This window comes from Burkholderia sp. 9777_1386 (genome assembly GCF_015712265.1).
GTDB classification, from domain to species: domain Bacteria; phylum Pseudomonadota; class Gammaproteobacteria; order Burkholderiales; family Burkholderiaceae; genus Burkholderia; species Burkholderia cenocepacia.
This window is the reverse complement of sequence record NZ_JACCQB010000007.1, coordinates 37,081-53,010: the sequence shown is the minus strand read 5'-3', so window position 1 is coordinate 53,010 and position 15,930 is coordinate 37,081. Positions and strand designations below refer to the sequence as shown.

Genomic DNA, 15,930 nt, shown 5'->3' with positions numbered 1-15,930 from the left:
GTTACGCTGCGTCCTAACAAAGAGGAGGTCCTACGATGAACACCCGATTCCTTGCGCGCGGCGCCGTCGCGGTCGCCGTGGCGGCCGCCCTGTCGGCCGGCTATTTCGCCGGCACCCGCCGCGCCGATCCGCAGATCATCACGCCCGCGCAGGCGGCCGCATTGATGCCGGCCGAAGCTGCCGCCAAGACCGGCATTCCCGATTTCTCCGGGCTCGTCGAGACCTACGGCCCGGCGGTCGTGAACATCAGCGCGAAGCATGTCGTGAAGCAGGTGGCGCGGCGCGCGCCGCAGCCGCAACTGCCGATCGATCCGAGTGACCCGTTCTACCAGTTCTTCAAGCACTTCTACGGCCAGGTGCCGGGCATGGGCGGCGACGCGCAGCCGGACGACCAGCCGAGTGCCAGCCTCGGGTCGGGCTTCATCGTCAGTTCCGACGGGTACATCCTCACCAATGCGCACGTGATCGACGGCGCGAACGTCGTCACGGTCAAGCTGACCGACAAGCGCGAATACAAGGCGAAGGTCGTCGGCTCCGACAAGCAGTCCGACGTCGCCGTGCTGAAGATCGACGCGAGCGGCCTGCCGACCGTGAAGATCGGCGATCCGGCGCAGAGCAAGGTCGGCCAGTGGGTCGTCGCGATCGGCTCGCCGTACGGCTTCGACAACACGGTCACGTCGGGCATCATCAGCGCGAAGTCGCGCGCGCTGCCGGACGAGAACTACACGCCGTTCATCCAGACCGACGTGCCGGTGAACCCCGGCAACTCGGGCGGCCCGCTGTTCAACCTGCAGGGCGAGGTGATCGGCATCAACTCGATGATCTACTCGCAGACGGGCGGCTTCCAGGGCCTGTCGTTCGCGATCCCGATCAACGAGGCGATCAAGGTGAAGGACGAGCTCGTGAAGACGGGCCACGTGAGCCGCGGCCGGCTCGGCGTGGCCGTGCAGGGGCTGAACCAGACGCTCGCGAGCTCGTTCGGGCTGCAGAAGCCGGACGGCGCGCTCGTCAGCTCGGTCGACGCCAACGGTCCGGCCGCTAAGGCCGGCCTGCAGCCGGGTGACGTGATCCTGTCGGTCAACGGTTCGCCGGTCGCCGATTCGACGTCGCTGCCCGCGCAGATCGCGAACCTGAAGCCGGGTTCGAAGGCCGACCTGCAGATCTGGCGCGACAAGTCGAAGAAGTCGATCACCGTGACGCTCGGCGCGATGGCCGACGCGAAGCTCGCATCGAACGACGGCGGGCCGGTCGAACAGGGCCGCCTGGGTGTCGCGGTGCGGCCGCTGTCGCCGCAGGAACGCAGCGCCGACAACCTGTCGCACGGGCTGATCGTGCAGCAGGCCGGCGGGCCGGCCGCCAACGCGGGCATCCAGCCCGGCGACGTGATCCTCGCGGTGAACGGCCGTCCGGTCACGAGCCCCGAGCAGTTGCGCGACGCGGTGAAGGGCGCGGGCAACAGTCTTGCTCTGTTGATCCAGCGCGATAATGCACAGATCTTCGTGCCGGTCGACCTGAGCTGACCGGCAACGGCCGACGGCCGGCCCGGCCGGCCGTGGCGGGCGCCGCCGCCGCTCGATCGATCGCGTGACGCCGCGCCCCGTATGTGTTCCGACCCCAAGGAGAGAGCCATGCAATATCTACGCAACGTGTCCCGATTTGCCGTCGCCGCGGCGCTGACCGCCGGCCTCGCAGCCGGTGCGACCGGCGCGTACGCGCAGTCGGACGGCTTGCCCGCCGCGCGCCAGCAAGGCGATGTCACCTTCGTGTCCGGCGGTGTCGGGCAGGACGAATCGACGGCGTTCCAGCGCAACGAGTCGCAGTGGCCGCTGGCGCTGCGCTTCACCGGCAAGGGCGGCGAGTTCCTGGCCGACGTCCATGTCCGGATCGTCGACGGCAAGGGCGCCGAGGTGCTGAAAACCGACACGCGCGGGCCGTACATGCTCGTGAAGGTGCCGCCGGGGCGCTATACGGTGCACGCGTCGTACCAGGGCAGCGACGAATCGCGCGCCGTCACGGTCGGCGCGAAGGGCGGCGCGAAAGCCGCGTTCCAGTGGAGTGCGCAGTAGCCCGTCGCGCGCGGCCGGGCTCCCGGTCGCGCAATCGGACGAAGTTTCGCCCATAATGAAAGCCACGGCATGCGTGCCGTGGCTTTTTCGTTTCCTGCCCCCGGCCTGACGCCGCCCGAAGGAGAAACGATGTCCGATGCAGCCGACCCCCGACTCGAAATCGTGCCGAACCGTCATCGCGTGCGCGTGATTCATCGCGGCATCACCTATGCCGATTCGCACGGCGCGCTGACCGTGCGCGAGGCGGGGCTCCCGGACATTCATTACCTGCCGCGCGGCGACGTCAACATGCGCCGGCTCGTGAAATCGGGCGTCACGTCGGCCTGCCCGTTCAGGGGGCAAGCCGTGCATTTCGACTTGCAGACGGAAGACGGCGTGATCGAGAACGCCGCATGGAGTTACGAAGAACCGAAGGAGGCGGCGGCCGTGCTCGCGCACTACGTCGCCTTCGATGTCGCACGGGTCGACAGTCTCGTCGAGACGTCCTGATGCGGCGCGCGTTCATCGGGGAGGCGTCATGGAACTGAACGACACGTTACGCGTACCGCTCGCGCCGCCTGTCGTGCGGGATGCGCTGGAGGATCTCGCGCTGCTGCGGGCGAGCTTCGACCATTGCGAATCGTTCGTGAAATTCGCGCACGGCGAGTTCGCGCTGACGATCACGGTGCCGCTCGGCCCGCTGCGCGCCCGCTACGACGTGCGCGCGCATGCGGCCGCCGAGCAGGGCGACGCCGAAGGTCGGCCGCGCCGGGTGCTCAACTTCAAGGCGCGGGCCGACGGCCTCGGCGCGCTGCGCGGCCAGGTCGAACTGGTGCTGACGCCGGATGACGATGCGAACGCCACGCGGATCGAATACGTGGTCTGGGCGACGGCGAGCGGGCCGCTCGCGGAGTTGCCGGCGCGGCAGATCGACAATGCGCTGCGCGAATGGACCGACACGTTCTTTCGCGAGTTCTGCGCGGTCGTGCAGGCGAAGCACGGTCTCGCGCCGAATCGCGCGCGCGCCCCCGCGCAGCGCCGCCAGCATGTCTTCCTGCGGCCGGCGTCGCTGGTGGCCGCGACGAAGCGTTCGCTGCCGCCGCACCTCGGCGGCGCGCTGAGCGGGCGGGCGGCGAGCGCGCTTCCGCATCGCGATTCGGGCACCGTGCCCGTATGGGCCTGGGCGGCGATGATCGTGTTCGTCGCGTTGCTGCTTTACGCGGCGCGCTGGATCAACGGCGGCTGAGCGGCTGCCCGGTTCCGCTTCGAGGCCTGCCCGCCACGCACGCGGCCGGCGTCACTGTCCCGCGTCGGCACGCGCTCCGGCGCCGCGAAATTCCCTTCGATACGCAGACGGCGACGTGCCGAGCGCGCCCGCGAAATGCTGGCGCAGCGACACGCTCGAGCCGTAGCCGGCCGCCTGCGCGATCGCGTCGATCGACTGCCCGGTGGTTTCGAGCAGATGCTGCGCACGCGCAAGCCGTTCGGCCTGCAGCCACGCGGTGACGGTCGTGCCCGTCGCCTGGCGGAAGTGGCGCGTGAACGTGCGGCGGCTCATCAGCACGCGTTCGGCGAGCGAATCGACGCTGTGCGCGGCGTCGAGATGCGCGCGCACCCAGTCGAGCAGGCCCGCGAGCCGTGCATCGCGCGGGTGCGCGGCGACCGGCTGCGGTACGTATTGGGCCTGTCCGCCCTGGCGGTGCGGCGGGATCACGAGGCGGCGCGCGATCCGGTTCGCGGCGTCCGAGCCGAAGCGCCGCCGCACGACGTGCAGGCAGCAGTCGAGGCCGGCGGCCGTGCCGGCCGACGTCATCAGGTTGCCGTCGTCCACGTAGAGCACGTCGGGATCGAGTTTCACGCGCGGAAAGCGTTGGGCGAAATCGTCGGCCCACGCCCAGTGCGTGGTGGCCGGACGGCCGTCGAGCAGGCCGGCCGCGGCGAGCACGTAGGCACCGAGGCACAGGCCCACGAGCTCCGCGCCGCGCGCGGCGACCACGCGGACCGCATCGAGCAGCGCGTCGGGCGGCGCTTCGTCCGGGTCGCGCCAGGACGGCACGATGACGATGTCCGCGTCGTCGAGCGCGTCGAGCCCGTACGGTGCGGTGATCGTGAAGCCGCCCGTCGTCGCGAGCGGGCCGCGCTCGGCCGAGCAGACGCGGAACTCGAACGCGGGCGACGCGGCCGCATCACGTTCCTTGCCGAACACGACCGATGGCACGGACAGGTGGAACGGACTGATGCCGTCGTACGCGATCACGGCGACGATGGTCGGAACGGACGGGGCGGGCGACGCGGCGGCGAGCATGGCGGATTCCGGAAAGGTGATGGCCCGATTTTATCGAAGAATGGCTATCGGGCCACTATCGGCATACGCGCTGCGGCCCGACAATGCATCCCATCGCACTGCTGGCCGCCCTGCTCCGGGGCGGGGCAGCGCCTCCCGACCAGGAGTCCGCCATGCTTGCCGCCGCGTCGCCCGCCGTCCCGCAATCCGCTTCCCGTCCCGCTGCCCGCCGCGCACTGATCGTGATCGACGTGCAGAACGAATACGTGACGGGCAACCTGCCGATCGAATATCCGCCGCTCGACGTGTCGCTCGCGAACATCGGCCGGGCGATCGACGCCGCGCACGCGGCCGGCGTGCCGGTGATCGTGGTTCAGCACGTCGCGCCGGCCGGTGCGCCGATCTTCGCGCCCGGTACCGACGGCGTCGCGCTGCACACGGTGGTCACCAGCCGCCCGTACGCGCACCTGATCGAGAAGGCGCAAGCGAGCTCGTTCGCCGGCACCGATCTCGCCGCGTGGCTCGACGCGCACGGAATCGACACGCTCGCGGTGACCGGCTACATGACGCACAACTGCAATGCGTCGACGGTCTATCACGCGGCGCATGCGGGGCTGAAGGTCGAATACCTGAACGACGCGACGGGCGCGCTGCCTTACGAGAACGAAGCGGGGGCGGTGAGCGCCGAAGAGATTCACCGCACGTACGCGGTGGTGTTCCAGTCGAATTTCGCGGCGGTGATGTCGACCGACGCGTGGATCGCGGGGCTCGCCGGCGCACCGATGCCGGCGCGCGATTCGGTCGCCGCGTCGAACCGGCGGGCCCGCGCGCGGCGCGCGAAGGCGGCCTGACCCGGCACGGCGACGCGGCGCGCGATGCGCCGTGCCGTCAGTCGCGGTCCTTCAGCATCGCCGGGCTGTAGCGCAGCATGTCGAAACAGCCGTCGACGAGCTTTTCCGCATGCTGCTCGGCGTCGATCTCGTCGGGCAGCATCAGCATGTCGCGCACGAAGCCGCTGACCAGCGTGTGCAGCATCAGCGTCGCGCGCCACGTGTCGAGCCGCTCGGGCAGCAGCTTGAGCCCCACGGCCACCGCGAGATCGGCGTCGATCATGTGCAGCGCCTCGCTCATCCCCGCGCGGTTGCGCTGCAGCAGCGGCTCCATGTCCGCGACGTACTCGCACTTCATGAACAGGATGCTGAACACGCGGCGCAGCTGCGGGTCGCGCTGCACGCCGAGCAGGCACCAGATCAGGATCTGGCGCACCTTCTCCAGCGGATTGCCGCCCGGCGCGTCGAGCGGCATCCGTTTCAACTCGTCGATCGGCAGGAACACGCGGTCGAACATCGCATCGAACAGTTCGCTCTTGTTCGCGAAATGCCAGTAGATCGCGCCGCGCGTCACGCCGGCGTGCTGCGCGATGTCCGCGAGCGACGTGTGCGACACGCCTTTCTCGAAGAACACGTGTTCGGCGGCGTCGAGAATGCGATTGCGCGTCTCGAGCGCCTCCTCCTTGGTACGTCTGACCATGTGCAGGCCTGATTGGATCGATCGTAGGTGAATATAGGGTCCGCAACCCCTCGTCGCCGTCACGCAGACGGGCTATGCTTGCTGCTGGTAACAATCTGTAAGACTGGACAGCGGGCGGAGTACAAACGGGCTTTTTACATACATTCGTGAATGTATATACAATACCACCCTACGATCGAATGACCCAAGTGGCAATCAGTTAATATCCCACTCTGCTGATTCCCGCCCTAGTACCAGTCCGCAGTTCGCGGCATCCCCGTCGGCACGGAGGTCTCGTGCCGACGTGCTGTATCTGGCAGTCCAGTAATTCAGGTGTTCGATCTGCGCCGCGAGGCGCATCCGTGTTGCGCTCCGGTCGGGCGTGGCACTTATTCCATTGGTTATACACAGAGGTCGCTCCATGCGCGTCGAACGGGTTCCATACCGCTTAATCACTGTCGCGACGGCCGCCGTTTTCCTGGCCGCGTGCGGGAAAAAAGAATCGGCACCGCCGCCGCAAACGCCGGAAGTCGGCGTCGTCACCGTCCAGCCGCAATCCGTACCGGTCTTCACCGACCTGCCGGGCCGCACCAGTGCATTCCTCGTCGCGCAGGTGCGCGCGCGGGTCGACGGCATCGTGCTGCGTCGTGAATTCACCGAGGGCACCGACGTCAAGGCCGGCCAGCGTCTCTACAAGATCGATCCGGCGCCGTACATCGCGGCCCTGAACAGCGCGAAGGCGACGCTCGCGAAGGCGCAGGCGAACCTCGTCACGCAGAACGCGCTGGTCGCGCGCTACAAGGTGCTGGTCGCCGCCAACGCGGTCAGCAAGCAGGACTACGACAACGCGGTCGCCACGCAAGGGCAGGCCGCGGCGGACGTCGCGGCCGGCAAGGCGGCGGTCGACACCGCGCAGATCAACCTCGGCTACACGGATGTCGTGTCGCCGATCACCGGCCGCGTCGGCATCTCGCAAGTGACGCCGGGCGCCTACGTGCAGGCGAGCCAGGCGACGCTGATGTCGACCGTGCAGCAGCTCGATCCGGTGTACGTCGACCTCACGCAGTCGAGCCTCGAAGGGCTGAAGCTGCGGCAGGACGTGCAGAGCGGCCGTCTGAAGACGACCGGCCCGGGCGCGGCGAAGGTGTCGTTGATTCTCGAAGACGGCAAGACCTATTCGGAGCCGGGCAAGCTGCAGTTCTCGGACGTGACGGTCGACCAGACCACCGGCTCGGTGACGATCCGCGCGGTGTTCCCGAACCCGAATCGCGTGCTGCTGCCGGGCATGTTCGTGCGTGCACGGATCGAGGAAGGCGTGAACGAGAACGCGTTCCTGGTGCCGCAGATCGGCGTCACGCACGACCAGAAGGGCCAGGCGATCGCGATGGTGGTGAACGCCAGCAACAAGGTCGAGCCGCGTCCGCTGAAGACCACCGGCATGCAGGGCCAGAACTGGGTCGTCGAAGGCGGTCTGCAGGCGGGCGATCACGTGATCGTGCAAGGCGTCGACAAGGTGCGCCCGGGCGCGACCGTGAAGACGGTCCCCGCGCAGCTCGCCCCGGCGGCCGATGCCGCTTCGGGCGCTGCTGCCCCCGCCGCGCCGGCCGCTGCCGGGTCCGGCGCCGCTGCCGCTTCCGGTGCCGCCGCATCGGGCGCCGCGCCGGCGAGTGCTGCCGCTGCTTCGAGCGCGAAATAACAGGGAGCCTGTTTCATGGCAAAGTTTTTTATCGATCGCCCGATCTTCGCGTGGGTGATCGCCATCATCCTGATGCTGGCCGGGGTTGCGGCGATCTTCACGCTGCCGATCTCGCAGTATCCGACGATCGCGCCGCCATCGATCCAGATCACCGCGAACTACCCGGGCGCTTCCGCGAAGACGGTGGAAGACACGGTGACGCAGGTGATCGAGCAGCAGATGAGCGGTCTCGACAACTTCCTGTACATGTCGTCGACGAGTGACGACTCGGGCAACGCAACGATCACGCTGACCTTCGCGCCGGGCACCAACGCCGACATCGCGCAGGTCCAGGTGCAGAACAAGCTGTCGCTCGCGACGCCGGTTCTGCCGCAGGTCGTGCAGCAGCTCGGTCTGTCGGTCACGAAGTCGAGCAGCAGCTTCCTGCTGGTGCTCGCCTTCAACTCCGAAGACGGCAGCATGAACAAGTACGACCTCGCGAACTTCGTGGCGTCGCACGTGAAGGATCCGATCAGCCGGCTGAACGGCGTCGGTACCGTCACGCTGTTCGGCTCGCAGTACGCGATGCGGATCTGGCTCGACCCGAACCGCCTGACCAACTACGGCCTCACGCCGGTCGACGTCAGTTCGGCGATCACCGCGCAGAACGTGCAGATCGCGGGCGGCCAGATCGGCGGCACGCCGGCCACGCCGGGCACCGTGCTGCAGGCGACGATCACCGAATCGACGCTGCTGCAGACGCCCGAGCAGTTCGGCAACATCCTGCTGAAGGTCAACCAGGACGGCTCGCAGGTGCGCCTGAAGGACGTCGCGCAGATCGGCCTCGGCGGCGAAAACTACAACTTCGACACGAAGTACAACGGTCAGCCGACCGCGGCACTCGGTATCCAGCTCGCGACCAACGCGAACGCGCTCGCGACCGCGAAGGCCGTGCGCGCGAAGATCGACGAGCTCGCACCGTTCTTCCCGCACGGCCTCGTCGTGAAGTATCCGTACGACACGACGCCGTTCGTGAAGCTGTCGATCGAGGAAGTGGTCAAGACGCTGCTCGAAGGTATCGTGCTCGTGTTCCTCGTGATGTATCTGTTCCTGCAGAACCTGCGGGCGACGATCATCCCGACGATCGCGGTGCCGGTCGTGCTGCTCGGTACGTTCGCGATCATGTCGATGGTCGGCTTCTCGATCAACACGCTGTCGATGTTCGGCCTCGTGCTCGCGATCGGCCTGCTGGTCGACGATGCGATCGTGGTGGTCGAGAACGTCGAGCGCGTGATGGCGGAAGAGGGGCTGTCACCGAAGGAAGCGACCCGCAAGGCGATGGGCCAGATCACCGGCGCACTCGTCGGCGTGGCGCTCGTGCTGTCGGCGGTGTTCGTGCCGGTGGCGTTCTCCGGCGGCTCGGTCGGCGCGATCTATCGTCAGTTCTCGCTGACGATCGTGTCGGCGATGGTGCTGTCGGTGCTGGTCGCGTTGATTCTGACGCCGGCGCTGTGCGCGACGATCCTCAAGCCGATCCCGCAAGGGCATCACGAAGAGAAGAAGGGCTTCTTCGGCTGGTTCAACCGCACGTTCAACAACAGCCGCGACAAGTACCACGTCGGCGTGCACCACGTGATCAAGCGCTCGGGCCGCTGGCTCATCATCTATCTGGTCGTGATCGTCGCGGTCGGGCTGCTGTTCGTGCGCCTGCCGAAGTCGTTCCTGCCCGATGAAGATCAGGGCCTGATGTTCGTGATCGTGCAGACGCCGTCGGGCTCGACGCAGGAAACGACCGCGAAGACGCTCGCGAACATTTCCGACTACCTGCTGAAGGACGAGAAGGAAATCGTCGAATCGGCGTTCACGGTCAACGGCTTCAGCTTCGCGGGTCGCGGCCAGAACTCGGGTCTCGTGTTCGTCCGCCTGAAGGACTACTCGCAGCGTCAGCATGCGAACCAGAAGGTGCAGGCGCTGATCGGCCGGATGTTCGGGCGCTACGGGAGCTACAAGGACGCGCTCGTGATCCCGTTCAACCCGCCGTCGATTCCTGAGCTCGGTACGGCTGCCGGCTTCGACTTCGAGCTGACGGACAACGCCGGTCTCGGCCACGACGCGCTGATGGCCGCACGTAACCAGCTGCTCGGGATGGCATCGAAGGACCCGACGCTGCAGGGTGTGCGTCCGAACGGCCTGAACGATACGCCGCAGTACAAGGTGAACATCGACCGCGAGAAGGCGAATGCGCTCGGCGTGACGGCGGATGCGATCGACCAGACGTTCTCGATCGCGTGGGCGTCGAAGTACGTGAACAACTTCCTCGACACCGACGGCCGGATCAAGAAGGTGTACGTGCAGGCCGATGCGCCGTTCCGGATGACGCCGGAAGACATGAACATCTGGTACGTGCGCAACGGGTCGGGCGGGATGGTGCCGTTCAGCGCGTTCGCGACCGGTCACTGGACGTACGGTTCGCCGAAGCTCGAGCGCTACAACGGTGTGTCGGCGATGGAAATCCAGGGTCAGGCCGCACCGGGCAAGTCGACCGGTCAGGCGATGGCCGCGATGGAAACGCTCGCGAAGAAGCTGCCGGTCGGTATCGGCTATTCGTGGACGGGCCTGTCGTTCCAGGAAATCCAGTCCGGTTCGCAGGCGCCGATCCTGTACGCGATCTCGATCCTCGTCGTGTTCCTGTGTCTCGCGGCGCTGTATGAAAGCTGGTCGATCCCGTTCTCGGTGATCATGGTCGTGCCGCTCGGCGTGATCGGTGCGCTGCTCGCGGCCACGATGCGCGGCCTCGAGAACGACGTGTTCTTCCAGGTCGGCCTGCTGACCACCGTGGGCCTGTCCGCGAAGAACGCGATCCTGATCGTCGAGTTCGCGCGCGAACTGCAGCAGACGGAGAAGATGGGGCCGATCGAGGCCGCGCTGGAAGCGGCGCGCCTGCGGCTGCGTCCGATCCTGATGACGTCGCTCGCGTTCATTCTCGGCGTGATGCCGCTCGCGATCAGCAACGGCGCGGGTTCGGCGAGCCAGCACGCGATCGGTACGGGCGTGATCGGCGGGATGATCACGGCGACGTTCCTCGCGATCTTCATGATCCCGATGTTCTTCGTGAAGATCCGCGCGATCTTCAGCGGCGAGAAGGAAGACGTCGACGAGGCGCTGCGTCTGGCTCAGGAGCACTCGCACCACGAAGAAAAGCCGGGCAACGGCGACGAAGGCAACAAGGGACAGTGATGATGCAAAAACACGCTTTGACTGCAATCGCAGTCGCGCTCTTTGCCACGGGCTGCACGATGGCGCCGCACTACAAGCGGCCCGACGCACCCGTCGCGCAGGCGTACCCGGCCAGCGGCGTCTACGCGACGCAGCCGGGCGCGGCCGGCGCGCGCAGCGCGAATGGCCAGGCGGCGACTGCCATCGGCTGGCGCGAATTCTTCGTCGATCCGCGCCTGCAGCGGCTGATCGAGATCGCGCTGAAAAACAACCGAGACCTGCGCGTGTCGGTGCTCAATATCGAGGCCGCGCGTGCGCAGTACCAGATCACGCGTGCGGGGCTGTTCCCGACGCTCGACGGTACGGGTACGGGCAACATCCAGCGCCTGCCGGCCGGTGTGTCGACGACAAGGGCGCCGTTGATCTCGCGCACCTACAACGTCGGGCTGTCCGCGTCATGGGAACTCGACCTGTTCGGCCGCGTGCAGAGCCTGAAGGATCAGGCGCTCGCGCAATACCTGTCGACGTCGTACGCGCGACAGGCGTCCGAGATCTCGCTGGTGTCGCAGGTCGCGGATCAATATCTGACGCTGCTGTCGACCGATGACCTGCTGAAGGTCACGGAGGACACGCTGAAGACCGCGCAGGCATCGTACGACCTGACCAAGCTGCAGTTCGACAACGGCACGGGCTCCGAGCTCGAGCTGCGTCAGGCGCAGACGGTGGTCGAGACGGCGCTCGCGAACCAGCAGGCGCAGGCGCGAGCCCGCGCGCAGGCGCTGAATGCGCTGGTGCTGCTGATCGGCGAGCCGCTGCCGGACGATCTGCCGGCGGGCATGCCGCTCGATGCGCAGAACCTGCTGACGGACGTGCCGGCCGGGTTGCCGTCGGACCTGCTGACGCGTCGTCCTGACGTGATGCAGGCCGAGCAGACGCTGCTGGCCGCGAACGCCAATATCGGCGCGGCGCGCGCGGCGTTCTTCCCGAAGATTTCGCTGACGGGCGCGTTCGGCACCGCGAGCCCGACGCTGGGCGGCCTGTTCAAGGCCGGCACGGCGGCGTGGTCGTTCGCGCCGAGCATCGCGCTGCCGATCTTCGAAGGCGGGCAGAACATCGCGAACCTCGATCTCGCGAACGTGCAGAAGCGCATCGAGATCGCGAACTACGAGAAGGCGATCCAGTCGGCGTTCCGCGAAGTGTCGGATGGTCTGGCCGCACGCGGCACGTACGACCAGCAGATCGCGGCGCTCGAGCGCAACGAGCACGCGCAACAGCGACGCTTCGATCTGTCGGACCTGCGCTACAAGAACGGTGTCGACAGCTACCTGTCGGTGCTGACCGCGCAGACGGATCTGTACGCCGCGCAGCAGTCGCTGATCAGCGCACGTCTGGCACGCTGGACGAACCTGGTCGACCTGTACCGCGCCCTGGGCGGCGGGTGGATCCAGCGCGCCGGCGAGACGCCGCGTGCGCCGGATGCACCGGTCGATTACGACAAGGCGGCTGCGCCGGCGCCCGCGTCGGCAACCGCGACGAACGGGTAAGCACCGAGAAGGCAGGCGCGGGTTATCGCGCTTGCGCTTCGAACCGGCTGTATGCGGAAGCGAGAACGCCACGGACGAAGGTCCGTGGCGTTTTCTTTTGCGCTGCCGGATCGGGCGGGGACGGGCGCTGTCGTCGTGACGATGCGTGCGCGGCGTTCCGCTGGTACCGATCACGCCGACCGCACCAACCGCGTCACGCCTGGCGGTCAGTCGGCATTCCGCATCATGCGCCGGCGATCCATCTGCTCGCGCGAAGCGCGTTCACCCCCGCACCACGCGTGGTCCCGCACCCCCAAAACAAAACGCCACGGCATGCCGTGGCGTTTCTCGTTACCGCCGTCACCGCTTCGCGCCATCGTCCGGCGCGGCGCGATCAGTGGTGCACGTCGGCGGGCCGCCCGTCGAAGTCGTGTCCCGCGCGCCGAATCTCGCAGCGCGCATCCTTTTCGCCTTTCACGCCGTTGAACACGATGTTCAGGATCACGGCCGAGGCCGATGCCAGCAGGATGCCGCTATGCAGGATCGGTGCGAACGCGGGCGGCAGCTTCGAGAAGAAGTGCGGCGACACGACCGGCACGAGGCCCATGCCGACGCTCACGGCGACGATGAACAGGTTGTGCGAGTTGTTCACGAAGTCGACCTTCGACAGCACCTTGATGCCGTTCGCGGCGACCATCCCGAACATCACGATGCCTGCGCCGCCGAGCACGAACGGCGGCACCGACGCGACGACCTGCGCCATCTTCGGGAACAGGCCGAGCAGCACGAGGATCACGCCGCCCGTCGCACACACGAAGCGGCTCTTCACACCCGTCACGCCGATCAGGCCGACGTTCTGCGAGAACGACGTATGCGGGAACGAATTGAAGATGCCGCCGATCAGCGTGCCGAGGCCGTCGACGCGCAGGCCGCGCACGAGGCGCTCCTGATTGACCGGGCGATCGACCATGTCGCCGACCGCGAGGAACATGCCGGTCGATTCGATGAACGTGACGAACATCACCGTGACCATCGTCACGATCGACAGCGGATCGAAGTGCGGCAGGCCGAAGTGGAACGGCATCACGAAGCCGACCCACGGCGCATGCGCGACGCCGTCGGTGTTCACGCGGCCGATCGCGAAGGCGATCGCGAAGCCGGCGACGATGCCGAGCAGCACCGAGATGTTCGCGACGAAACCGCGGCCGTACTTGTTGATCAGCAGGATCAGCGTGAGCACGAGCAGCGACAGGCCGAGATAGACCGGGCTGCCGTACTCGGGGTTGCCGACGCCGCCGGCTGCCCAGTTGATGCCCACTTCCATCAGCGACAGCCCGATCACGGCGATCACCGTGCCGACGACCACCGGCGGGAAGAACCGCAACAGCTTGCCGATCATCGGCGCGAGCACGATGCCGATGATGCCGGCCGCGATGGTCGAGCCGAAGATGTCGAGAATGCCGAGGCCGGGGTTCGTGCCGATCGCGATCATCGGGCCGACGGCCGCGAACGTGCAGCCCATGATGACGGGCAGGCGGATCCCGAAGATCCACAGGCCGAGCGTCTGGATCAGCGTGGCGATGCCGCACGAAAACAGATCGGCGCTGATCAGGAACGCGATCTGGTCTTTCGGCAGCTTGAGCGCGGCGCCGACGATAAGCGGCACGGCGACGGCGCCGGCGTACATGACGAGGACGTGTTGCAGGCCAAGCGTTACCAGCTTGCCGGTCGGCAGCACCTCATCGCACGGATGGACCGTGTTCGATTGCATCTGTCTCACTCCATGATCTTGTTTTCGGGGTGATACGAAGTTATTCGGAATGAATCCATGCAACAAGAGCACTGGGTTCTATTCCGTTCTTTGCTGGTTCGATATGCCATTTCGGCATGGAGCAGGGGGGCGATCATCGGGAAACTGCCGCAGGAGTGAGGTTCACCGGTTTTATAGCGCTTCAAAATAGCGCCGGCCCCCATGTCAAATATGGTCCGCTTTATGGTGTGTATCGGGTCGGCCGCATAGTGGCAAAAAGGGGGGTGCGGAAAGCGTGCCGGGTTAACCCGCGAGCGGCCGCTTTTGCGTGCAAGGTGCAGCCCGGTCAAACCCGCCGGCCGAGCGCCGTTTCGACGCGTCGACGTGACGGCAAAAAACGGGGCGCACATCGCGATCCCGTTATCATCGACATCCGTTCATACGAATCCCCCTCACGTCATGCGCCTGCTCGGAATCGACCTCGGCACCGGCTCCGTCAAACTCGTCACGCTCGATGCCGACGGCGTCGAGCGGGCGGTCGCGAGCGAACCTTATGCGTTGTCGTCGCCGCAGCCGGGCTGGGCGGAAATCGCGCCCGACACCTGGTGGCAGGCGCTGGTGCGCGCGGCCGCGCGGCTGCCGGCCGACGAGCGCGCGCAGGTCGCGGCGATCGGCTTTTCGGGCCAGATGCATGGCGTCGTGCTGATCGACGCGGCCGGCCAGCCGGTGCGGCCCGCGCTGCTGTGGCCGGACACGCGCGCGGTGCGGGAGGCGGATGCAGCGAGCTGGCCGGCGTTCGGATCGCCCGTCGCCGGGTTGCCCGTCGCCCCAAATCCCGTCGCGCCCGGCATGGCCGGCCCGCTGTTGCGCTGGCTGGCCACGCACGAACCCGCTGCGCTGCGCGCCGCGCGCTGGGCCGTGCAGCCGAAGGACTGGCTGCGCATCGCGCTCGGCGGCGATGTCGCGGCCGATCCGAGCGACGCGTGCGCAACCGCGCTCGCGACGCCCGACGGCGCGTGGGACAACCCATTGATCGACACGCTCGGCTTGCCGACCGACCGCTTCGCGCCGGTGCGTGCGTCCACCGCGCGCTGCGGCGTGCTCGGCGCGCAGGCTGCCGCCGCGCTCGGCCTGCCGGCCGGCGTGCCGCTCGCGACGGGCGCGGCCGATACCGCGTGCGCGGCGCTCGGCAGCGGGCTGGCCGTCGCAGGCGACGCGCTGCTGACGACCGGCAGCGGCGGGCAGATCGTCGTGCTCGCGGACGCGCTGCCGCCCGCGCGGCGCGGCTTGCATCGCTATCGTGCGGCGGCCGGCGGCGGCTATTACACGATGGCCGCGATGCAGAACGTCGGGCTCGCGCTCGAAGCCGTGCGCGGCTGGCTCGGCTACGCGCGATGGGCCGATGCATATGACGATGCGTTCGCGCAGCCGGCGTCGGAGCGGCTGTGCTTCCTGCCTTACCTGACCGGCGAACGTTCGCCATGGATGAACCCCGATGCGCGCGGCGGCTGGCTCGGCCTCGGGCTCGGCGACACGCGCGGCGCGATGATGCGCGCCGCGTTCGAAGGCGTCGCGTTCGCGTTGCGCGCGGGGCTCGATGCGATCCGCGACGCCGATCGCCGTGATGCCGTGACGACGCTGCGTCTCGCGGGCGGCGGCTCGGTCGATCCGCGCTGGCGCCAGTTGCTCGCCGACGCGCTCGGCGCGTCGCTGCACGCGATCGATTGCCCGAACGCCGCGACGCGCGGCGCCGCGTTGCTCGCAGGCGTCGCGATCGGACATTGGCGTGAAGATGCGTTGCGCGCGCTGGCGCCGACTGCGTCGCCGGTCGCGGCCCCGCACGACGATCGCCGGCTGGCTGCCCGCGACGCGCGCTTCGTCGATCTGTACGTTCGCACGGATGCATGGTTCACGACGGGCGTTTAAAC

Annotated in this window: 12 protein-coding genes; 9 read left to right on the top strand and 3 right to left on the bottom strand. The window is 67.6% G+C overall.

Features of this window, described 5'->3' with window-relative positions; translation table 11 throughout:
* Nucleotides 1–35 precede the first annotated feature (35 nt).
* From H0X91_RS08175 to H0X91_RS08160, 4 genes are all read left to right on the top strand, one after another.
* Nucleotides 36–1,520, top strand: a complete 1,485-nt coding sequence (locus H0X91_RS08175) for a DegQ family serine endoprotease (protein WP_006497333.1) — start codon at nt 36–38, stop codon at nt 1,518–1,520.
* Nucleotides 1,521–1,628: 108 nt separating this feature from the next.
* Nucleotides 1,629–2,066 (top strand): carboxypeptidase-like regulatory domain-containing protein, encoded by a 438-nt coding sequence (locus H0X91_RS08170; RefSeq protein ID WP_006490101.1) that lies wholly within the window; start codon nt 1,629–1,631, stop codon nt 2,064–2,066.
* 129 nt (nt 2,067–2,195) lie between these two features.
* Nucleotides 2,196–2,555, top strand: coding sequence for a DUF427 domain-containing protein (locus H0X91_RS08165; protein ID WP_006497332.1), 360 nt, complete (start codon nt 2,196–2,198; stop codon nt 2,553–2,555).
* A 28-nt stretch (nt 2,556–2,583) separates the two neighbouring features.
* Nucleotides 2,584–3,291 (top strand): CoxG family protein, encoded by a 708-nt coding sequence (locus tag H0X91_RS08160; protein ID WP_196432943.1) that lies wholly within the window; start codon nt 2,584–2,586, stop codon nt 3,289–3,291.
* Between the two features lie 51 nt (nt 3,292–3,342).
* Here the strand turns inward: H0X91_RS08160 and H0X91_RS08155 are convergent, their stop codons facing one another.
* Complete coding sequence (locus H0X91_RS08155) at nt 3,343–4,350, bottom strand: helix-turn-helix domain-containing protein (RefSeq protein ID WP_062911204.1); 1,008 nt, start codon at nt 4,348–4,350, stop codon at nt 3,343–3,345.
* A 152-nt stretch (nt 4,351–4,502) separates the two neighbouring features.
* On the opposite strand from H0X91_RS08155, the gene H0X91_RS08150 reads away from it, so the two are divergent.
* A complete protein-coding gene (locus H0X91_RS08150; protein WP_006497329.1) occupies nt 4,503–5,180 on the top strand; it encodes a cysteine hydrolase family protein in 678 nt (225 codons plus the stop codon).
* Between the two features lie 37 nt (nt 5,181–5,217).
* Here the strand turns inward: H0X91_RS08150 and H0X91_RS08145 are convergent, their stop codons facing one another.
* Nucleotides 5,218–5,859, bottom strand: coding sequence for a TetR family transcriptional regulator (locus tag H0X91_RS08145; RefSeq protein WP_006486802.1), 642 nt, complete (start codon nt 5,857–5,859; stop codon nt 5,218–5,220).
* Nucleotides 5,860–6,259: 400 nt separating this feature from the next.
* On the opposite strand from H0X91_RS08145, the gene H0X91_RS08140 reads away from it, so the two are divergent.
* Genes H0X91_RS08140 through H0X91_RS08130 form a run of 3 tightly spaced genes read left to right on the top strand, consistent with a single transcriptional unit; the run spans nt 6,260 to nt 12,273 of the window.
* Nucleotides 6,260–7,534, top strand: a complete 1,275-nt coding sequence (locus H0X91_RS08140) for an efflux RND transporter periplasmic adaptor subunit (protein WP_006497328.1) — start codon at nt 6,260–6,262, stop codon at nt 7,532–7,534.
* A 15-nt stretch (nt 7,535–7,549) separates the two neighbouring features.
* Complete coding sequence (bpeB, locus tag H0X91_RS08135; RefSeq protein WP_006482626.1) at nt 7,550–10,750, top strand: efflux RND transporter permease BpeB; 3,201 nt, start codon at nt 7,550–7,552, stop codon at nt 10,748–10,750.
* Nucleotides 10,750–12,273, top strand: a complete 1,524-nt coding sequence (locus H0X91_RS08130) for an efflux transporter outer membrane subunit (RefSeq protein ID WP_046337461.1) — start codon at nt 10,750–10,752, stop codon at nt 12,271–12,273. The genes bpeB and H0X91_RS08130 overlap by 1 nt, the downstream gene beginning before the upstream one ends.
* Before the next feature lie 373 nt (nt 12,274–12,646).
* On the opposite strand, the gene H0X91_RS08125 is transcribed toward H0X91_RS08130, so the two are convergent.
* Nucleotides 12,647–14,023, bottom strand: a complete 1,377-nt coding sequence (locus H0X91_RS08125; RefSeq protein WP_196432942.1) for a nucleobase:cation symporter-2 family protein — start codon at nt 14,021–14,023, stop codon at nt 12,647–12,649.
* 438 nt (nt 14,024–14,461) lie between these two features.
* On the opposite strand from H0X91_RS08125, the gene H0X91_RS08120 reads away from it, so the two are divergent.
* Nucleotides 14,462–15,928: a xylulokinase gene (locus H0X91_RS08120; RefSeq protein WP_196432941.1), complete on the top strand. Its 1,467-nt coding sequence runs from the start codon at nt 14,462–14,464 to the stop codon at nt 15,926–15,928.
* The last annotated feature ends 2 nt before the right edge of the window (nt 15,929–15,930 follow it).

Bases quoted from the DNA above. Each gene is read 5' to 3' on its own strand.
- H0X91_RS08175 (WP_006497333.1), top strand. From the start codon at position 36: ATGAACACCCGATTCCTTGCGCGCGGCGCCGTCGCGGTCGCCGTGGCG.
- H0X91_RS08170 (WP_006490101.1), top strand. From the start codon at position 1,629: ATGCAATATCTACGCAACGTGTCCCGATTTGCCGTCGCCGCGGCGCTG.
- H0X91_RS08165 (WP_006497332.1), top strand. From the start codon at position 2,196: ATGTCCGATGCAGCCGACCCCCGACTCGAAATCGTGCCGAACCGTCAT.
- H0X91_RS08160 (WP_196432943.1), top strand. From the start codon at position 2,584: ATGGAACTGAACGACACGTTACGCGTACCGCTCGCGCCGCCTGTCGTG.
- H0X91_RS08155 (WP_062911204.1), bottom strand. From the start codon at position 4,350: ATGCTCGCCGCCGCGTCGCCCGCCCCGTCCGTTCCGACCATCGTCGCC.
- H0X91_RS08150 (WP_006497329.1), top strand. From the start codon at position 4,503: ATGCTTGCCGCCGCGTCGCCCGCCGTCCCGCAATCCGCTTCCCGTCCC.
- H0X91_RS08145 (WP_006486802.1), bottom strand. From the start codon at position 5,859: ATGGTCAGACGTACCAAGGAGGAGGCGCTCGAGACGCGCAATCGCATT.
- H0X91_RS08140 (WP_006497328.1), top strand. From the start codon at position 6,260: ATGCGCGTCGAACGGGTTCCATACCGCTTAATCACTGTCGCGACGGCC.
- bpeB (WP_006482626.1), top strand. From the start codon at position 7,550: ATGGCAAAGTTTTTTATCGATCGCCCGATCTTCGCGTGGGTGATCGCC.
- H0X91_RS08130 (WP_046337461.1), top strand. From the start codon at position 10,750: ATGATGCAAAAACACGCTTTGACTGCAATCGCAGTCGCGCTCTTTGCC.
- H0X91_RS08125 (WP_196432942.1), bottom strand. From the start codon at position 14,023: ATGCAATCGAACACGGTCCATCCGTGCGATGAGGTGCTGCCGACCGGC.
- H0X91_RS08120 (WP_196432941.1), top strand. From the start codon at position 14,462: ATGCGCCTGCTCGGAATCGACCTCGGCACCGGCTCCGTCAAACTCGTC.